Below are 13975 nucleotides of genomic sequence, written 5' to 3'. Positions count from 1 at the left end.
CCCCGTCTTCGTCGCGGGAGCGGGGGTCAGACCCCGATGCGCCCGCGGCGGAGGGTCGAGCGCGCCTCGAGACGCGCGATGAGGACCGCCCCGCCGGCGCGGACGGCCGGGAAGACACCGGCGACCCAGATGACGGATGCCACGACGTCGCCCGCGTAGTGCACGCCGATGACGACGACCGACACCGACATCGCGGCCACGAGCAGCACGCCGCCCGCGACGGCGACGAGGCGCCACCGGGTGGCCCACAGCACGACGACCAGGGCGAGGGCGAAGGATGCCGTGAACGCGACGTGGCCGCTCGGGAACGACGCGTCGGTCACCGATCCGATCACGGGGTCGACCGCGTGGGCGAGCCCCGGACGCGGGCGGTCGACGATCAGCTTGGCCGCCTCGGCGGAGCCCCACGTCACCGCCACCGTGCCGAGGAACAGCAGCGCGGTCCGCCATCGACGGGTCCCGAGGCCCACGCAGACGGTCGCGACGAGCATGATGCCCGCGGCCGGCAGCGGTTTGAGCGCCCGGTAGAAGCCCTCGGCGATCGGGGCGATGCCCGAACCGTGCAGGTGGTGCACCGCTCGCGACAGAGCGAGATCGATGGGCACGGCGCGCAGGACGAAGCCCAGGACGATGAGGGCGACGACGGTGGCGAGAGCGGTCGCGACCGCCGCCCGCAGGCGGGTCGGCGGGGCCGACAGCGGGTCGGTCCGGATCGCGGGCGCCGCCGCCTCTGAGGTGGTCATGCAGGCATGATCCTCCCGCGCACTTCTGAATCAGCCGAACGCCGCCGTGCCCACCGACCCGCCTCCGCAGCGTCACGGGCAGGAAACGTGACGGACACCGGCGCTCGCTAGCGTGTGCTCAGCACATCCACGGGGCGGGGGCGGGGATCGGATGAGCAGGATGACAGGGCACCTCATCGCGAGGGCACGACCGGCGGGCGCATGGCGCCCGTGGCTGCTCGGCGCGCTCGCGACGGTCTTCGTGCTCGGCGGCACCGCGGCCGCGATCCGCGCGATCGACGAGCCGAGCCTGGCCATCGCCGCGCTCATCCCCGCGCTGACCGTGTTCGCCATCGCGCTGTTCACCGTGCCGGTGCACTGGTTGCCCCCGCTCGCGATGGTCATCCTCGCGCTGTTCCCCACGCGACTCATCCCCGCCGAAGGACCCTTCAACGCCGTGCCGCCCCTGGCGATGATCATGGGCGTCTGGGTGGTCCGACGCCTGCTCGCACCCGGGGGGCGCGGAGCCCTCCCCCTCGAGAAGCGCTCGGCGCTCGCGGCGCGGTACGCGGTGTACGCCACGGGCCTGCTCTTCGCCGTGTGGCTGGTCTGCTCGACCGCGCTCAACGGCTGGGACGAGACGTCCATCGGCTGGTCGGCGGCTTTCGTCATCAGCGTGCTCGTGCCTCTGCTGGTCGTCGACGCGCGTCGCGAAGCGCACCTTCTGCGCGAGACGCTCCTCGTGGTCGGCGCCCTGTCGGGCCTGTACATCCTGGGTGAATCGATCCTGCGCTTCTCGCCGCTGTACGGCACCGCGTCGGGGGATCTCGTCTTCTCGGTCTACCGCGCGCGCGGGGCCTTCTCGCACCCGCTGTTCGCGGCCGCGTTCCTCACCGTCCCGGCCCTGCTCGGCCTGGGCACCTGGCTCACGCAGGGTCGCCGCTGGCCGCTGGTGGCCGGGCTGATCGCCGCCGCCGGCGTCATGGGGACGGTGTCGCGCGGCCCGCTCGCCGCCGTCGCCGTCGCGGTGGGGCTCGGCATCCTGATCAGTCCCTTCTTCATCGGATGGGCGCACGCGAAGAGGTGGATGCAGCTGGTGGTCGTCGCGGCCGTCGGCGGCGTGGGCGCCCTGAACTTCGGGCCGCTCGTCGAGCGGGCGGACTCGATCGAGTCGCGCATCTCGGCCGACGTGCGCGACCGCGCCGTCGACGTCGCCTTCCGCGCCTCCGACCTGTCGGGATGGATCGGCACCGGGCCGGGGACCTCGGGCGAGACGAGTCGACTGTTCGACACCATCATCATCGAGAACAGCATGCTGCAGCTGCTGATCAGCGTCGGCATCCCGGGACTGCTCTTCTTCCTCGCCTTCGCCGCGGCCCTGGCCTGGCGCGCCACGATCACCGGCAACCTCGGCGCCCTGCTCGCCCTCGTCGCCTACCTCGTGGCCATCACCGGCTTCAACACCCTCGACGCGGTGCGCAGCATGCACGTCATCATCGGCGTCCTGGCCCTGCTCGCCGTGCACGGGGGCGAGCGCGCCGCGGTGCCGTTCGCCCCGGCCGCCGCACGCACCGATCTGCGGGAACGGATCCCGGCGTGAGCGCGCCGCCGCGGAGCCTCGGGCGCACCGCCTCGCGCGGCGCCGCGACGACGATGGGCGCGCAGGGCGTCCGCATCATCGTGCAGGTCACCGGCATCGTGCTGCTGGCCCGCCTGCTCTCGCCCAGCGACTACGGCGTGACGGCGATGGTGCTGGCGATCGTGGGCGTCGGCGAGATCGTGCGGGACTTCGGCTTGTCCAGCGCCGCGATCCAGGCGAAGACCCTCTCGCACGGACAGCGCTCGACGCTGTTCTGGATCAATGTGGGCATCGGGGCGCTGCTGAGCATCGCGTGCGCCGCCCTGGCGGTGCCGATCTCGGCGCTGTACGCCGACCCGCGACTGGTGGCCGTGGCGATCGCCCTGGCACCCACCTTCCTGCTGAACGGCTTCTCGACGCAGTTCCGGGCGCACCTCAACCGCGACTTCCGGTTCGTGTCGCTGTCGTCCGTCGAGATCGGCGCGCAGATCACCGGCCTCGGCGTCGCGCTGGTGCTGGCCACCTGGGGGTGGGGGTACTGGGCGCTCGTGGTCCAGCAGGTCCTGCCGGTGCTGCTGATGGCGTTCGCGCTGCCCATGGTGGCGGGCTGGTGGCCGGGGCTGCCCTCGCGCACCGAGTCCGTCCGCGGGCTGGTGTCGTTCGGCGGGCACCTGGTGGCATCCCAGGTCCTCGTCTACGCCAGTCGCAACATCGACTCCGTCATGATCGGCCGCCTGTTCGGACCGGCCTCGCTCGGTTTCTACAACCGCGCCTTCCAGCTGATGGTGCTGCCGCTCAACCAGATCAACGCGCCCGCGTCGCGCGTCGCCCTGCCGACCCTCTCGCGGCTGCAGAACGATCCCGAGCGGTACGCGCGCTTCCTCGCGGTCGGTCAGATCGTGCTGCTGAACATCGTCGCCGGGGTGCTGGCGTTCAGCGTCGCCCAGGCGCCCGCCCTCGTCGCCGTGGCGCTGGGCCCGCGATGGGAACCGACCGTGCACCTGTTTCAGATCCTCGCGATCGCCGGGTTCTTCCAGGCGGCGGCCTACGCGACGTACTGGGTGTCGCTCTCGCTGGGGCTGACCAAGCGCTTCTTCTGGTACACGATCGCGACGCGGCCCGTGGTGATCGGCCTGATCGTCGCCGGAGCCCTGTGGGGCGTCGAGGGCGTCGCGTGGGCGTACACGATCGGCAACGTGCTGGTCTGGCCCATCGGCATCGTGTGGATGACGCGCGGCACCTTCTTGCGCGGCGCTCCCCTGTTCTGGGCGGGTGCGCGCACCGTCGCCGTCTACGGCATCGCCGCCGGGCTCTCGGCCGCGGTCACGGCGCTCTGGCCCGGCCTCGACGACATCGCCGATCTGGTGGTCGGGGCGGTCGTCCTCGTCGCCGCCCTGGCCCTGACCACGGTCGTGCTGCCGGCCTATCGCCGCGACGTCCGCACGATCCTCGCGCTGCGCCAGCACCTGCGCCGGGCGCGGGGCACCCGCAACGCCGGAGAGGACACCCCGTGAAACTCGGATCGATCAGGCGGCGCCTGCGCCGCCTGCCCCGTCAGGTGCTGGACCGCAGCGGGCTGCCGACCCGGCGTTTCGCCGCGCTGCTGCGTTCGTCGGCGGGCCGACCCGGCGAGCGCTGTCACGTGCTCATCGCCCCGCCGGGCGCCGGGAACATCGGCGACCAGGCGATGGTGGAAGCCTTCGTCGCCGCGGCCGACCGCCCCGTGACGATCGTCACCCGCAACGACGACGATCTGGTGCTGCCCCCCGACCTCGTCGGGCGGGCCCGCATCGTCGCCCTCCCCCACCTCCTCTACGGCGACGACCACGGCCACCGCGGCGACGTGCGCGCCCTGGGCGCACTCCTCGGCGAGGCGGCGACGGTGTCGATCATCGGCGCCGACATCATGGACGGCGTGTACTCGCTGCGCCCCTCGGTGCGCCGGTCGACGATCGCCGCGGTCGCGGCCGAGAGGGGCTTCGACACCTCGATCATCGGGTTCAGCTGGAACGGGGCCGCCCCGCGACCCGCCCGCGACGCCCTGCGTCGCGCGGGGACCGCCGGGGCCCGCCTGCTGCTGCGCGACCCCGCCTCGGCGGCGCGGGTGCGCGACCTCGGCATCCCCGGTGTCGTCGAGACCGCCGACATCGTGTTCACCGACGACCGTCGCGCCGACCGCCTCCCCGCCGCGCTCGAGGGCCTCGAACCCCCGTACGCGCTCGTCAACGCCAGCGGGCTGATCGCGCGCACGGTCGACCAGGGCGTGGAATACCGCCCGGTCCTCGCCGAGCTGCGGGCGCGCGGCATCCACGTCGTCCTTCTTCCGCACGTGCTGCGGCGCACCGCGGACGACCTGGCCGCCTGCCGGGGCGTCCTCGACGCGGTGCGGCGCGACGGGTGGGAGGACGGGGTGACGCTGGTGGAGACGATGCTCGGGCCGAGCCAGATCCGCCGTCTCGCCGCGTCGGCGTCGGTCGTGGTGACCGGGCGGATGCACCTGGCGGTGATGTCGCTGGCGCAGGGGGTGCCGGCGGTCACACTCGCCTCGCAGGGCAAGGTCGAGGGGCTCATGCGCCTGTTCGACTGGCCCGAACTGTGCGTGTCACCGCGCGCGGGCATGGGGACCGGCATCCGCGATGTCGTGGTCTCGGCACTCGACGCCCACGACGCCGTCGATCGCGTGCGTCGCGGAGCGGACCGGGCGCGCGCACTCGCGCGCGCGAACACCGAACGCATCGGCGCGGGGGGCCGCGAGGATGCCGAGCGTTCGGATCGATTCTGGGGGGAACGGAATGGAACACACTCGACGGGCTAGCCTGTGGCTGCGCGACGACGTCGGCCGACGCGACTGGATGGACGTGGTCAAAGGCGTGGCGATCATCATGATCGTCGCGTACCACGTCTCGCTCTTCTTGAACTCGCTGGGGATGGATGCCGCGGGCGTCGGCCGCGCGAGGATCGTGCTCGACCTGTTCCCGATGCCGGCGTTCTTCCTCATATCGGGGTTGTTCCAGACCCGCATCCAGAGCTGGTCCTTCGCCGACCTGTGGAGGCGACGACTGCGGCAGTACCTCTACCTGTACGCGGTGTGGTCGCTGCTGCGGTTCGCGTTCTACCTGGTGGTGCCGAACGTGCGCGCGGACGGCGCGGGCACCGCGGCATCCGATCCGCTGGCGCTGCTGGGGATCCTGGTCTGGCCGATCAGCTCGTACTGGTTCATCTACGCGCTGTTCGTCTTCACGCTGGTGCTGTGGGCGAGTCGGGTGCTGCCGGCGTGGGTCCTGGTCGCGGCGGCGCTGATCGCGTCAACGCTGATGTCGGCGGGGCTCATCGACACCGAGAACGTGGGGTGGAATCGCATGATCGAGTACTTCGTGTTCTTCGTCCTGGGGGCGACGTTCCAGCGGCGCATCCACGCCGCGGTCGAGCGCACGACCCCGCTGGTCATCGTGGGGAGCGTCGTGGCGTTCGCCGGGTTCGCGGCGTTCGCGACCTTCGTGCCCCGGGTCGCCGGCATCCCGGGGGTCGCCTTCATCGGTCAGGTGCTGGTGGTCGCCGCCGGCTTCACCCTCGCCACGCGGCTCGCCCGGGTGCGTCCGCTGGGGTGGCTGTCGTACATCGGGGTGCGCTCGCTCAACGTGTACCTGGTGCACATCTTCGTGATCGCTCTGCTGGCGATCGGCCTGTCGCACATCGCCGGGTGGCTCGACACCCTGCCCGGACGGGGTCTGCTCGTGATCGGCGCGATGACCGCGATCGTGACGGCCCTGTCCATCGTGATCACCCGCTATCTCACCCGGGTGTCGTGGTTGTTCGTCTATCCCTTCGGCCGTTCCGCGGGAGCGAGAACCACCCGCGCCAACGCCCGGGAGTCGCGATGAGCGCCCCGCGGCTGCGGTGGCCCGACACCGCGCGCGGGGGCGCCATGATCCTCGTTGTGCTGGCCCACGCGCTGCAGCTGATGGGGGCCTACGGCTGGGACCTCGGCTGGCTCGCCACCGCCAACACCTTCCTCACCGCGATCCGGATGCCGTTGTTCTTCGTCATCTCGGGCATGCTCGCCGCGAGCGTCGTGCAGCGCCCCTGGGGCGAGGTGTGGTCGCGCCGCCTGTGGCTGCTGGTGTACGTCTACGTGCTGTGGTCGGCGGTCCGCGCGATCTGGTTCAGCTTCGTGCCCTGGCCGCTGGGCGACGTGCCGCCGTGGCTGGCGTTCCTGCTGCTGCCGGTGTGGCCGACGACGGGGCTGTGGTTCCTGTTCGCCCTGATCGCCTACGTCGTGATCGCCCGGGCCACCCGCGCGTGGCCGACGTGGGCGGTGCTGGTTCCCTCGGCCGCCGTGTCGGTGGCGGCCGCGTACGACGTCGTGCCCACGGGCGGCAATCCGATCTGGCGCTCGATCGCGCTGTACCTGTTCTTCTTCGTGCTCGGGGTGCGCGCGACCACGCGGTGGAAGGCGCTGGCCGCCCGCACCCGCCCCTGGTGGATCGTCCCGGCCCTGGTGATCGTGCCGGTCTCGTTCGCCCTGTTCACGGTCGTGCCCTCGGCCGCCGCGGGCGTGGCCCGGGTCGTGCTCTCGGTGGTGTGCGTCGCGGCGTGCGTGGTCGTGGCCTCGGTGCTGGCGCGCTCGCGCGTGCTGTCAGCGCCGTTCGTCGCCGTGGGGCGCCGGACGCTCCCGGTGTACGTCCTTCACACGCTGCTCTTGGCCGCCGTGGTTCCGCTGATCCCCGTGGGGGCCGCTCCCGCGACGCTGATCGCGGCGGTGCTGTGCCTCGGGGCCGTGGCGGTGTGCCTGACCGTCGCGGTGCTGTTCGGTTCGGTCCCCGGCGTGTTCTCGCCGCCGAAGCGGTCGCCGAGAGGGGCGAGCCAGATGGACTCCACACGCGGGTAGACGGTCTCGGCCGCGAAGGTCTCGCGGAAGGACTCGTGGCCGCGCGCCGCCCGGCGTTCGCGGTCGGCCTCGTCGCCCAGCGCGGCGGTGAGGGCGGCGGCCAGCGCGTCCACGTCGCCCGGAGCGACCAGGTGCCCGCGCCCGCCGTCGAGGACGTCCGGGATGCCGCCGACCTCGGTCGAGACGACGCACACCCGACGAGCCAGCGCCTCGAGGATGAACATGGGCATGGCCTCGTCGCGAGAGGGCAGGACCGCGACGGCCGCGTTCTCGAGCAGCCCGAGCAGCTCGTCGTGCGAGACAGCGTCCAGGAAGACGGCCCCCGGCAGGGCGCGGTCGACGACGTCGGGCTCGCGGAGGGGTCCGGCCAGCAGCAGCGTCCAGTCGGGGAACAACAGGTGCACCCGGCGCCACGCGGCGTCGAGCACGTCGACGCCCTTGCGTCGCGACACCACTCCGCCGAACACGACGACGCGGTCGCGGGTCGTCGCGGGCCCCGACGGGACCGCGTTGGGGACGATGCTCACCCGCTCGTCCCCCACGGTGCGCGCGGCGATCGCCCGCGCGGACTCCGAGAGGGCGATCACGTGGGCGCAGGCGGACAGGACGTCGCGCACGCGTCGGGGGTGGCGCTCCTCGTAGACCTCGAACTCGCTGCCGTGCAGGTGGGCGATCACCGGGACGCCGAGCCGGGCGGCCAGTCGGGCCAGGTGACCCTCGCGCAGGAACGATCCCCGCTCCGACAGGTGCGCCACGACGACGGCCGGCTCCCCCGAGCGCGCGATCCGGCGCACTCGGCGCCGCGCGGCGAGGAACAGGCGCATCGCCGTCAGATGGTCGCCGGGGTTGCCGCGCGAAGCGATCACGTCGACGCGGCACCGCTCGAACGGCCACGCGAGATACGCATTGACCACCTGCGTCATGCCCCCGGGGTGGTCCCCGTCGCGTCCCAGGTGGTGAACGGTCGGCAGGTCGACCCCGGGACGGACGGCCGGCGATGAGCCCTCGCGGCGCAGCAGCGCGGCGAGCTCGGCGCGGACGACGTCGAGGCGCGCGCGGGCTCCGCTCAGCGCCGTCAGCGCCTCGTCGCGGCGCCCGGACAGGGCGACCAGGCGGTCGCGGAGGGTGTCGGCATCCATCCCCGTGGTGTTGACGGCGATGTCGCGCAGACCGATCGTGTCGAAATGACGCGAGATCTTGTCGGCGTCGTCGAGCTGCAGACCGATCGGCATCGCGCCCTCGGTGTAGGCGGCGATGATGACGTGCAGGCGGTCGCTCGCGGCGACGGCGGTGCGGCGGTAGACGGCCCGCAACCGCTCCTCCTGCGCGGCGTGGGCCCCCAGCGCGGGCCAGCCGACGACCTCCGCGTCGAGGTCGCGCGCCAGGCGACGCGACCGCTCGTCGTCGACGCTCACCTGCGTGACGACGACCAGGCGGAGCCCGAGCTGCGCGGCCGCGCCGCGGACCGCGGCGATCCACGCGGGCTGCGGGTACGGCCGCGGGGCGACCTCGGTGTCGTCGCGCAGAGAGACGACGAACAGATCCCGGATGCCGGATCCCTCGGCCCGGGCGCTCTCGAGGCCCTGCGCGTCGAGACCCTCGGAGAAGCCCAGGTCGGGCATGGCCGGTCCGAACCCGAGGTAGGCCGCGGTGCGGTCGTCCCGCCACCGCGTGTAGGAGCTCAGGGCGTTCGAGGGCCACATCAACGCGCGCGGCAGGGGCGCGAAATTGCGGGCGCCGGCACCGACGCGCGCGACCCGGCCCCCGCGCGCGCGCACGAGGGCCGCGGCGGGGAGCATCGCGAGGTGCTCCTTCATGCCGATGAGCGTCAGCTGCAGCTCTCCGGGCTTGTAGAGGCTGTCGGCCTCGCCGCGCGCGGCGTAGCCGACGAGCGCGCGGTACCAGGCGACGAACGAGCGGTAGACGACGTCCTCCGGCTGCAGCCCCAGCCCCTCGTCGTACCCCTCGGGCGAGTGCCCGACGTAGACGTGCAGACGACCGCTCTCGCGGGCCCAGTCCAGCAGCGGACGTCGCAGCAGGACGTCGCCGACGTTCTCGTACTGGCCCCGTCCGACGGCGAAGATCTCGCGGCGCGCGAGGTGCTCGACGGGCGGGAGGGGCGTGGTGTTCGGGGCGCTCATGCGGCTCGCTCACTCGAGAGGGTCAGGTCGTCGATGGTCGTCAGCGCCGCGGCGCGCTCGCAGATCTCGCGGGTCACGGCGGGTCCCGGCACCGCCGTGGCGATGCCGAGGGAGTTCACCAGGGCGGCGATCTGGTCCTGATGGTCGTCGACGTGCTCTCCGCGTGCGGCGTTGCGGATGGCCAGGACCGGGTGCACCCCCAGCGCGAGCATCTCGAGCAGGGAACCCACGCCCGCGTGCGAGACGACCACGTCGGCCGAGGCCGCGATACGGGTGAAGTCCTCGGGGGCGAGATAGTCGTGGACCGCGCCGGGCAGGTCCTCGCGCGTCGTCTCGCCCAGCTGCCAGACGGTGTGCTCGTCGGCGAGTCCGGTCGCCAGCACCGCGTCGACGACCGAGTCGAATCGGTACCCGCGGATGGTGCCCAGGGTGACGAAGAGCCGGTGCCGGCGAGCCGGGCGCACGCGCGCCGCCGACCGGTACGTGCTCAGCACGCTGTCGCACAGCTTCCACCGGGTGTTCGCCCACCCGGGCGCCTGCGTCCGCAGGTGGACGCTCGGCACGTTCTGCAGCAGCCGGCCCGTCATCGAGGGACCGTCGACGCGGGCGACGCTCTCGATGTAGGTGGCCGGGATGCCGGCACTCGCGGCCAGGGGCAGGGCGGCGGTCGCGATGGCCGCACCGGTGCTGATGGCCGCGTCGAAGCGCTCGGTGTGGAAGATGCGCATCAGCGGAGCCGCCGCGGCGAGAGTGCCCTTGAGATCGCGCGGACCGACGTAGGGCAGCATGACGCATCGACGCCCCTCGAGCATCTGCCGACTCTGCGGGGTATCGAAGGTGATCCACAGAGAATCCGGATGCCGCCCGAAAAGCGATTCCAATCGGATCAATTCGGCGAAATGCCCGCCGGTCGAACAGATGAATGCGGTCTTACCGCCGGCTCCCCACACGGTCGTAGACATGACGCAAGCGATTCCCCCCTGTATGCGGGCGCACAGGCCCCCGGACGGTCGCCACGTGCATTCCCCCGAAACGGGACGACCGGGATTCTTGAGCCGGGGTGCGGAACCTTTTGTGCGGTCCTGCGCCCCGGGCGTGGCGAAACTGTAGCGCGGCGGACGGCCGCAATGAGGGGTCGTCGTCGAATCGGCGACGGATCGTCATAGGGAGTTCACATTCCCCGCTATTTGCGGTTTCACAATGGAAATGCGAGAGCGCGAGAACGTGATGCCGCGCCGGGCATGCCGAGGGGAATGCAAACAATGCCGAGAGAACGCGAACGGCCCGTCAGCCGCCGCACCGTCCTGACCGGTGGAGCGTGGGGGGCCGGCGCCGTCGCGCTCGGGCTCTTCGCCGCCCGCTCCGCGACCGCGGCGGGCTCGGGACCGACACCCACGCTCCCCGGCGAGTACCTCCGCACGGCGAACGAGGTGACGCCCGGCGGCGCCCTCTTCGACAACATCTGCGTGACCATCAGCAAGGATCCCGCGCGCCTGTACGTGCCGCAGAGCATCAAGCCCGGTGACGGCCGCCCCGTGCCGGTGGTGTGGTACTACCACGGCTCGGGCGGCGATCACAACGCGTTGGACGGCAGCTTCCGCGCCTCGGCGATGTGGGCGGTCGAGCGCGGTGCGATCGCGATCTGCCAGAAGGCGGGCGGCACGCTGTATTCGGCGCCGCGCGCCGTCGAGCTGCAGAACGCCGCCCTCACCTGGATGACACGGCAGTTCCTCGTCTCGTCGACCGTCCTGCGCGCCACCTCGGGCGGCGGAGTGCTGGCCGCCGAGACCTACGGTCGCCGCCTGCTGCCGAACATCACGGGCATGTATGACGTCAACGCCGCCTACGACCTGCGCGCGATGTACGACGACGGAGGCCGCGGACGCATCTCGGTGCAGGCGGTCTTCGGCGACGACCTCGCCGCGATCGACGCCGCCAACCCGACGCGGTTCGCCCTCGACGCGTGGCGCGGTACGAAGGTGCGCGTGGTCGTGTCGACCCCCGACGACAGCGACACCACCGTTCCCCCGCGCCGCCACGGCCTCGCGCTGATCGATCGGATCACCCCGGTCGCGGCCGAGGCGTCGGTACGCACGCACACCATGGGGCACAACACCCCCGGGTTCGCCACCGGGGACTTCACGGCGTCGATGACGCGCTGGGGGTCGCTGCTCGTGCCCCCGGCGCCGACCGCGACGCCCACGGCGACGGCCACGCCCACAGCCACGCCGACGCCGACGCCCACAGCCACACCCACGGCGAGCCCCACCCCCACCCCGACCCCGACCCCCGACACGGCGGCGCCGACCGTCGCGATCATCTCGCCCACCTCGGGCACCTCGGTGTCGGGGGTCGTCACGATCCGCGTCTCGGCCACCGACCAGGTCGGCGTCACCGGCGTCACCGTCTGGGCGGGCACCAACCGCCTCGCGGTGGCGACGCAGGTCACGGCCACCGAGTGGCGCGCGGCCTACGACACCCGCAACGTCCGCAACGCCACCTACCCGATCACGGCCAAGGCCACCGACGCCGCGGGCAACACCGCGACCTCGACGGCCGTCAGCCTGACGATCGCCAACTGAGGGCGGCGGGGCTCACCTCGGCGAGAGGTGGGCCTCGATCACCCGCGCCTGCGACAGCGCCGTGTCGATCCCCGTGGGCGACGGCATCCCGGGTTCGCTCGACACGTACGCCAGCAGGGTGCCGACCGTGCGGGCGCTCGTCGCGCCGAAGTAGGCGACGTCGAGGCCGTAGTCGTCGGCCAGGTCGTAGAACCGGTCGAACAGGGCGTTCCAGCGCTCGCCGTCGGCTGCCGTGGTGGCGCCCCCCTCACCGCCCGAGGGCCATCCCACCTCGCCGACCGCGCACCGCACCTGCCACTGTGCGCACCAGTCGCCGAAGGTGCGCAGGCGGTCGAGCACGCGGTCGGGGTCCTCGATGTCGGCGTACGCCGGCCCCGACGCGTCGGCGTAGAAGTGCTCCGAGTAGATCACCCGTCCCGTCGGGTCGACGATCCACGGCCCGTCGGGGGCGATCGCGGCCAGCCGACCGCGCTCGTCGCTGAGGATCCCCTCGACCCACACCGGCTGGGTCGCGCCGGTGGAGCGGATGGCATCCACCCCCACCTGCGCGTAGTGCTTGTACACGTCGATGCCCACCGACCACCGCGGCTCGTTGAACACGTCGTAGGCGGCCACCCCGGGTTCGTCCCGCAGCCGCCCCGCGAGAGCCGTCCAGACCGTCGTGACGTGGTCCTCGGTGATGCCGTCGCCGCACCGCACGCTGCCCGGGATCTCGGGCCCCGCTCCCCACGGATAGGTGCAGCCGTTGTGCAGGTCGACGACGGTGCGGATGCCATGGCCCCACGCCGTCCGCACCTCGGCGACGATGGCATCCAGGTACGCCGTGTCGATCGGCTGCGCGAGTCCGTCGAGGGCGGATCCCCCGGCGGGGATGACCTGCAGGCGCTGCCACGGCACGGCCAGACGCACGATGTCGACCCCGCGAGACGCGAGGAAGGCGTAGCTCGCGTCGGGTTCGTTCGCGACCCCCGGATCGGCCCCCGCACCGCCGAGCACGTGACCGTAGAGGTTGACGCCGCGCAGGTACGGGGCGCCGTCGAGGTAGGCGTCGAAGGCGTCGGCGGGTACCGGCACGACGTCGGGACGCGGCCCGGGGGCGCACCCGGCGAGCACCACCCCGGCGGTCAGGACGACGCCGATCAGCGCGCGAGGAGCGCGCCGCGTCATACCGGAACGGCCCGTCCCGCGTCGGCGTGCGCCACGGCCAGATCGACCGCCCGCAGCAGCAGACGAGCACTGGATGCCGGCGCGAACCGCGCGAGCCAGTCGTCGACCCCGGCCACCTCCAGGTGCGAGGCCGCGACGATCGCGTCGGCCAGCGCGACCGCATCCCCCGCGACGGCGAGTTCACCGGTGACGCCGGGGACGATGGCATCCGCCACCCCGAGCGCGGTCGACACCGCCACCGCGGGCACCCCGCGCGCGGCGGCGCGGACGAGCTCGGCACCGAAACCGGCGCTGGTGGCGCCGAGCACCACGACCGCGCTCGGCCCCCACGCCCCGTCGTCGGCGCGTATCGCGAGGCCGTGCGACACCGCGGCGCGGCGCACCGTCTCGGACAGCGCGCCGCCGGGGCGCACGACGAGCTCGACCGCGATCCCGCGTCGGTCGAGCTCGCCGGCCGCCGCGACGACGCGCAGCGGATCGTTCGCGGCGGAGAGATCCCCCGCCACGACGACGGTCAGGCCGCGCGCCGTGCCGGCCGCGCGCGCCGCGCGGACACCCTCGACCGACACGACGTCGGCCACGGGCGGCGGGACGATCAGACTGCGGCTGGCCGGGACCCCGCACCCGGCGTTGATCTCGGCGGCGAGCGCGTGCGACGAGGCGATCACGACGTCGGCCGAGCGGTAGCGGCGGCGCGCCTGGAGCGCACCGATGCGGACGGCGGGGACGCGGCTGCGTCGACGTGCGACGAGCGACGCGTGCTCGCTCGCCACGACCGCCGGCGGCCGGGTGGTCAGCTCGCGCGCCGCCAGCGCCGCGAGCGCGGCCGCGGTCCCGGCTCCCACCACCGCGCGGGGTGCCACGGCGTCCAGCCGCGCGGTGGTGGGAGCCGGGAC

10 protein-coding genes and 1 pseudogene are annotated in these 13975 nt (G+C 73.0%); 6 read left to right on the top strand and 5 right to left on the bottom strand.

The window, feature by feature from the left end:
- Positions 1 to 26: 26 nt before the first annotated feature.
- On the bottom strand, positions 27 to 743 hold the full coding sequence (locus DC432_RS06700) for a phosphatase PAP2 family protein (protein WP_116537207.1): 717 nt from the start codon (positions 741 to 743) through the stop codon (positions 27 to 29).
- Between the two features lie 160 nt (positions 744 to 903).
- On the opposite strand from DC432_RS06700, the gene DC432_RS16610 reads away from it, so the two are divergent.
- Genes DC432_RS16610 through DC432_RS16760 form a run of 5 tightly spaced genes read left to right on the top strand, consistent with a single transcriptional unit; the run spans position 904 to position 7189 of the window.
- A complete protein-coding gene (locus DC432_RS16610; protein ID WP_207770772.1) occupies positions 904 to 2322 on the top strand; it encodes a hypothetical protein in 1419 nt (472 codons plus the stop codon).
- Complete coding sequence (locus DC432_RS06695; RefSeq protein ID WP_207770771.1) at positions 2319 to 3815, top strand: lipopolysaccharide biosynthesis protein; 1497 nt, start codon at positions 2319 to 2321, stop codon at positions 3813 to 3815. The genes DC432_RS16610 and DC432_RS06695 overlap by 4 nt, the downstream gene beginning before the upstream one ends.
- The gene (locus DC432_RS06690; RefSeq protein WP_116537205.1) at positions 3812 to 5116 is read left to right on the top strand and encodes a polysaccharide pyruvyl transferase family protein; all 1305 of its coding nucleotides are present in this window, start codon (positions 3812 to 3814) and stop codon (positions 5114 to 5116) included. Before DC432_RS06695 ends, DC432_RS06690 begins: the two co-directional genes overlap by 4 nt.
- Complete coding sequence (locus DC432_RS06685) at positions 5094 to 6182, top strand: acyltransferase family protein (RefSeq protein ID WP_165801209.1); 1089 nt, start codon at positions 5094 to 5096, stop codon at positions 6180 to 6182. Before DC432_RS06690 ends, DC432_RS06685 begins: the two co-directional genes overlap by 23 nt.
- The gene (locus tag DC432_RS16760; RefSeq protein ID WP_116537203.1) at positions 6179 to 7189 is read left to right on the top strand and encodes an acyltransferase family protein; all 1011 of its coding nucleotides are present in this window, start codon (positions 6179 to 6181) and stop codon (positions 7187 to 7189) included. The genes DC432_RS06685 and DC432_RS16760 overlap by 4 nt, the downstream gene beginning before the upstream one ends.
- A 53-nt stretch (positions 7190 to 7242) precedes the next feature.
- Here the strand turns inward: DC432_RS16760 and DC432_RS16755 are convergent.
- Together DC432_RS16755 and DC432_RS06670 are read right to left on the bottom strand one after the other, a co-directional pair.
- Positions 7243 to 8112, bottom strand: a pseudogene (locus tag DC432_RS16755) (glycosyltransferase family 4 protein); the annotation flags it as partial.
- A 1214-nt stretch (positions 8113 to 9326) separates the two neighbouring features.
- A complete protein-coding gene (locus DC432_RS06670) occupies positions 9327 to 10142 on the bottom strand; it encodes a glycosyltransferase (RefSeq protein WP_133177898.1) in 816 nt (271 codons plus the stop codon).
- 450 nt (positions 10143 to 10592) lie between these two features.
- Between DC432_RS06670 and DC432_RS16165 the strand changes: the two genes are divergently transcribed.
- Positions 10593 to 11912 carry an Ig-like domain-containing protein gene (locus DC432_RS16165; RefSeq protein WP_133177897.1) on the top strand — a complete coding sequence of 440 codons (1320 nt, stop codon included), beginning with the start codon at positions 10593 to 10595 and terminating at the stop codon, positions 11910 to 11912.
- Between the two features lie 12 nt (positions 11913 to 11924).
- Here DC432_RS16165 and DC432_RS06655 read toward each other — a convergent pair whose 3' ends face one another.
- Both DC432_RS06655 and DC432_RS06650 read right to left on the bottom strand, forming a co-directional pair.
- Positions 11925 to 13079 carry a glycoside hydrolase family 5 protein gene (locus tag DC432_RS06655; protein ID WP_116537198.1) on the bottom strand — a complete coding sequence of 385 codons (1155 nt, stop codon included), beginning with the start codon at positions 13077 to 13079 and terminating at the stop codon, positions 11925 to 11927.
- Positions 13076 to 13975: glycosyltransferase (locus DC432_RS06650; RefSeq protein ID WP_116537197.1), on the bottom strand; the 900-nt coding region annotated here is incomplete at its 5' end. The genes DC432_RS06650 and DC432_RS06655, both read right to left, overlap by 4 nt.

Origin of the sequence: Microbacterium testaceum (assembly GCF_003075375.1) — a bacterium.
Taxonomy (GTDB): Bacteria; Actinomycetota; Actinomycetes; order Actinomycetales; family Microbacteriaceae; genus Microbacterium; species Microbacterium testaceum_E.
Note: the sequence above shows the minus strand (reverse complement) of the source record. Positions and strands in the feature narration are given on the sequence as shown.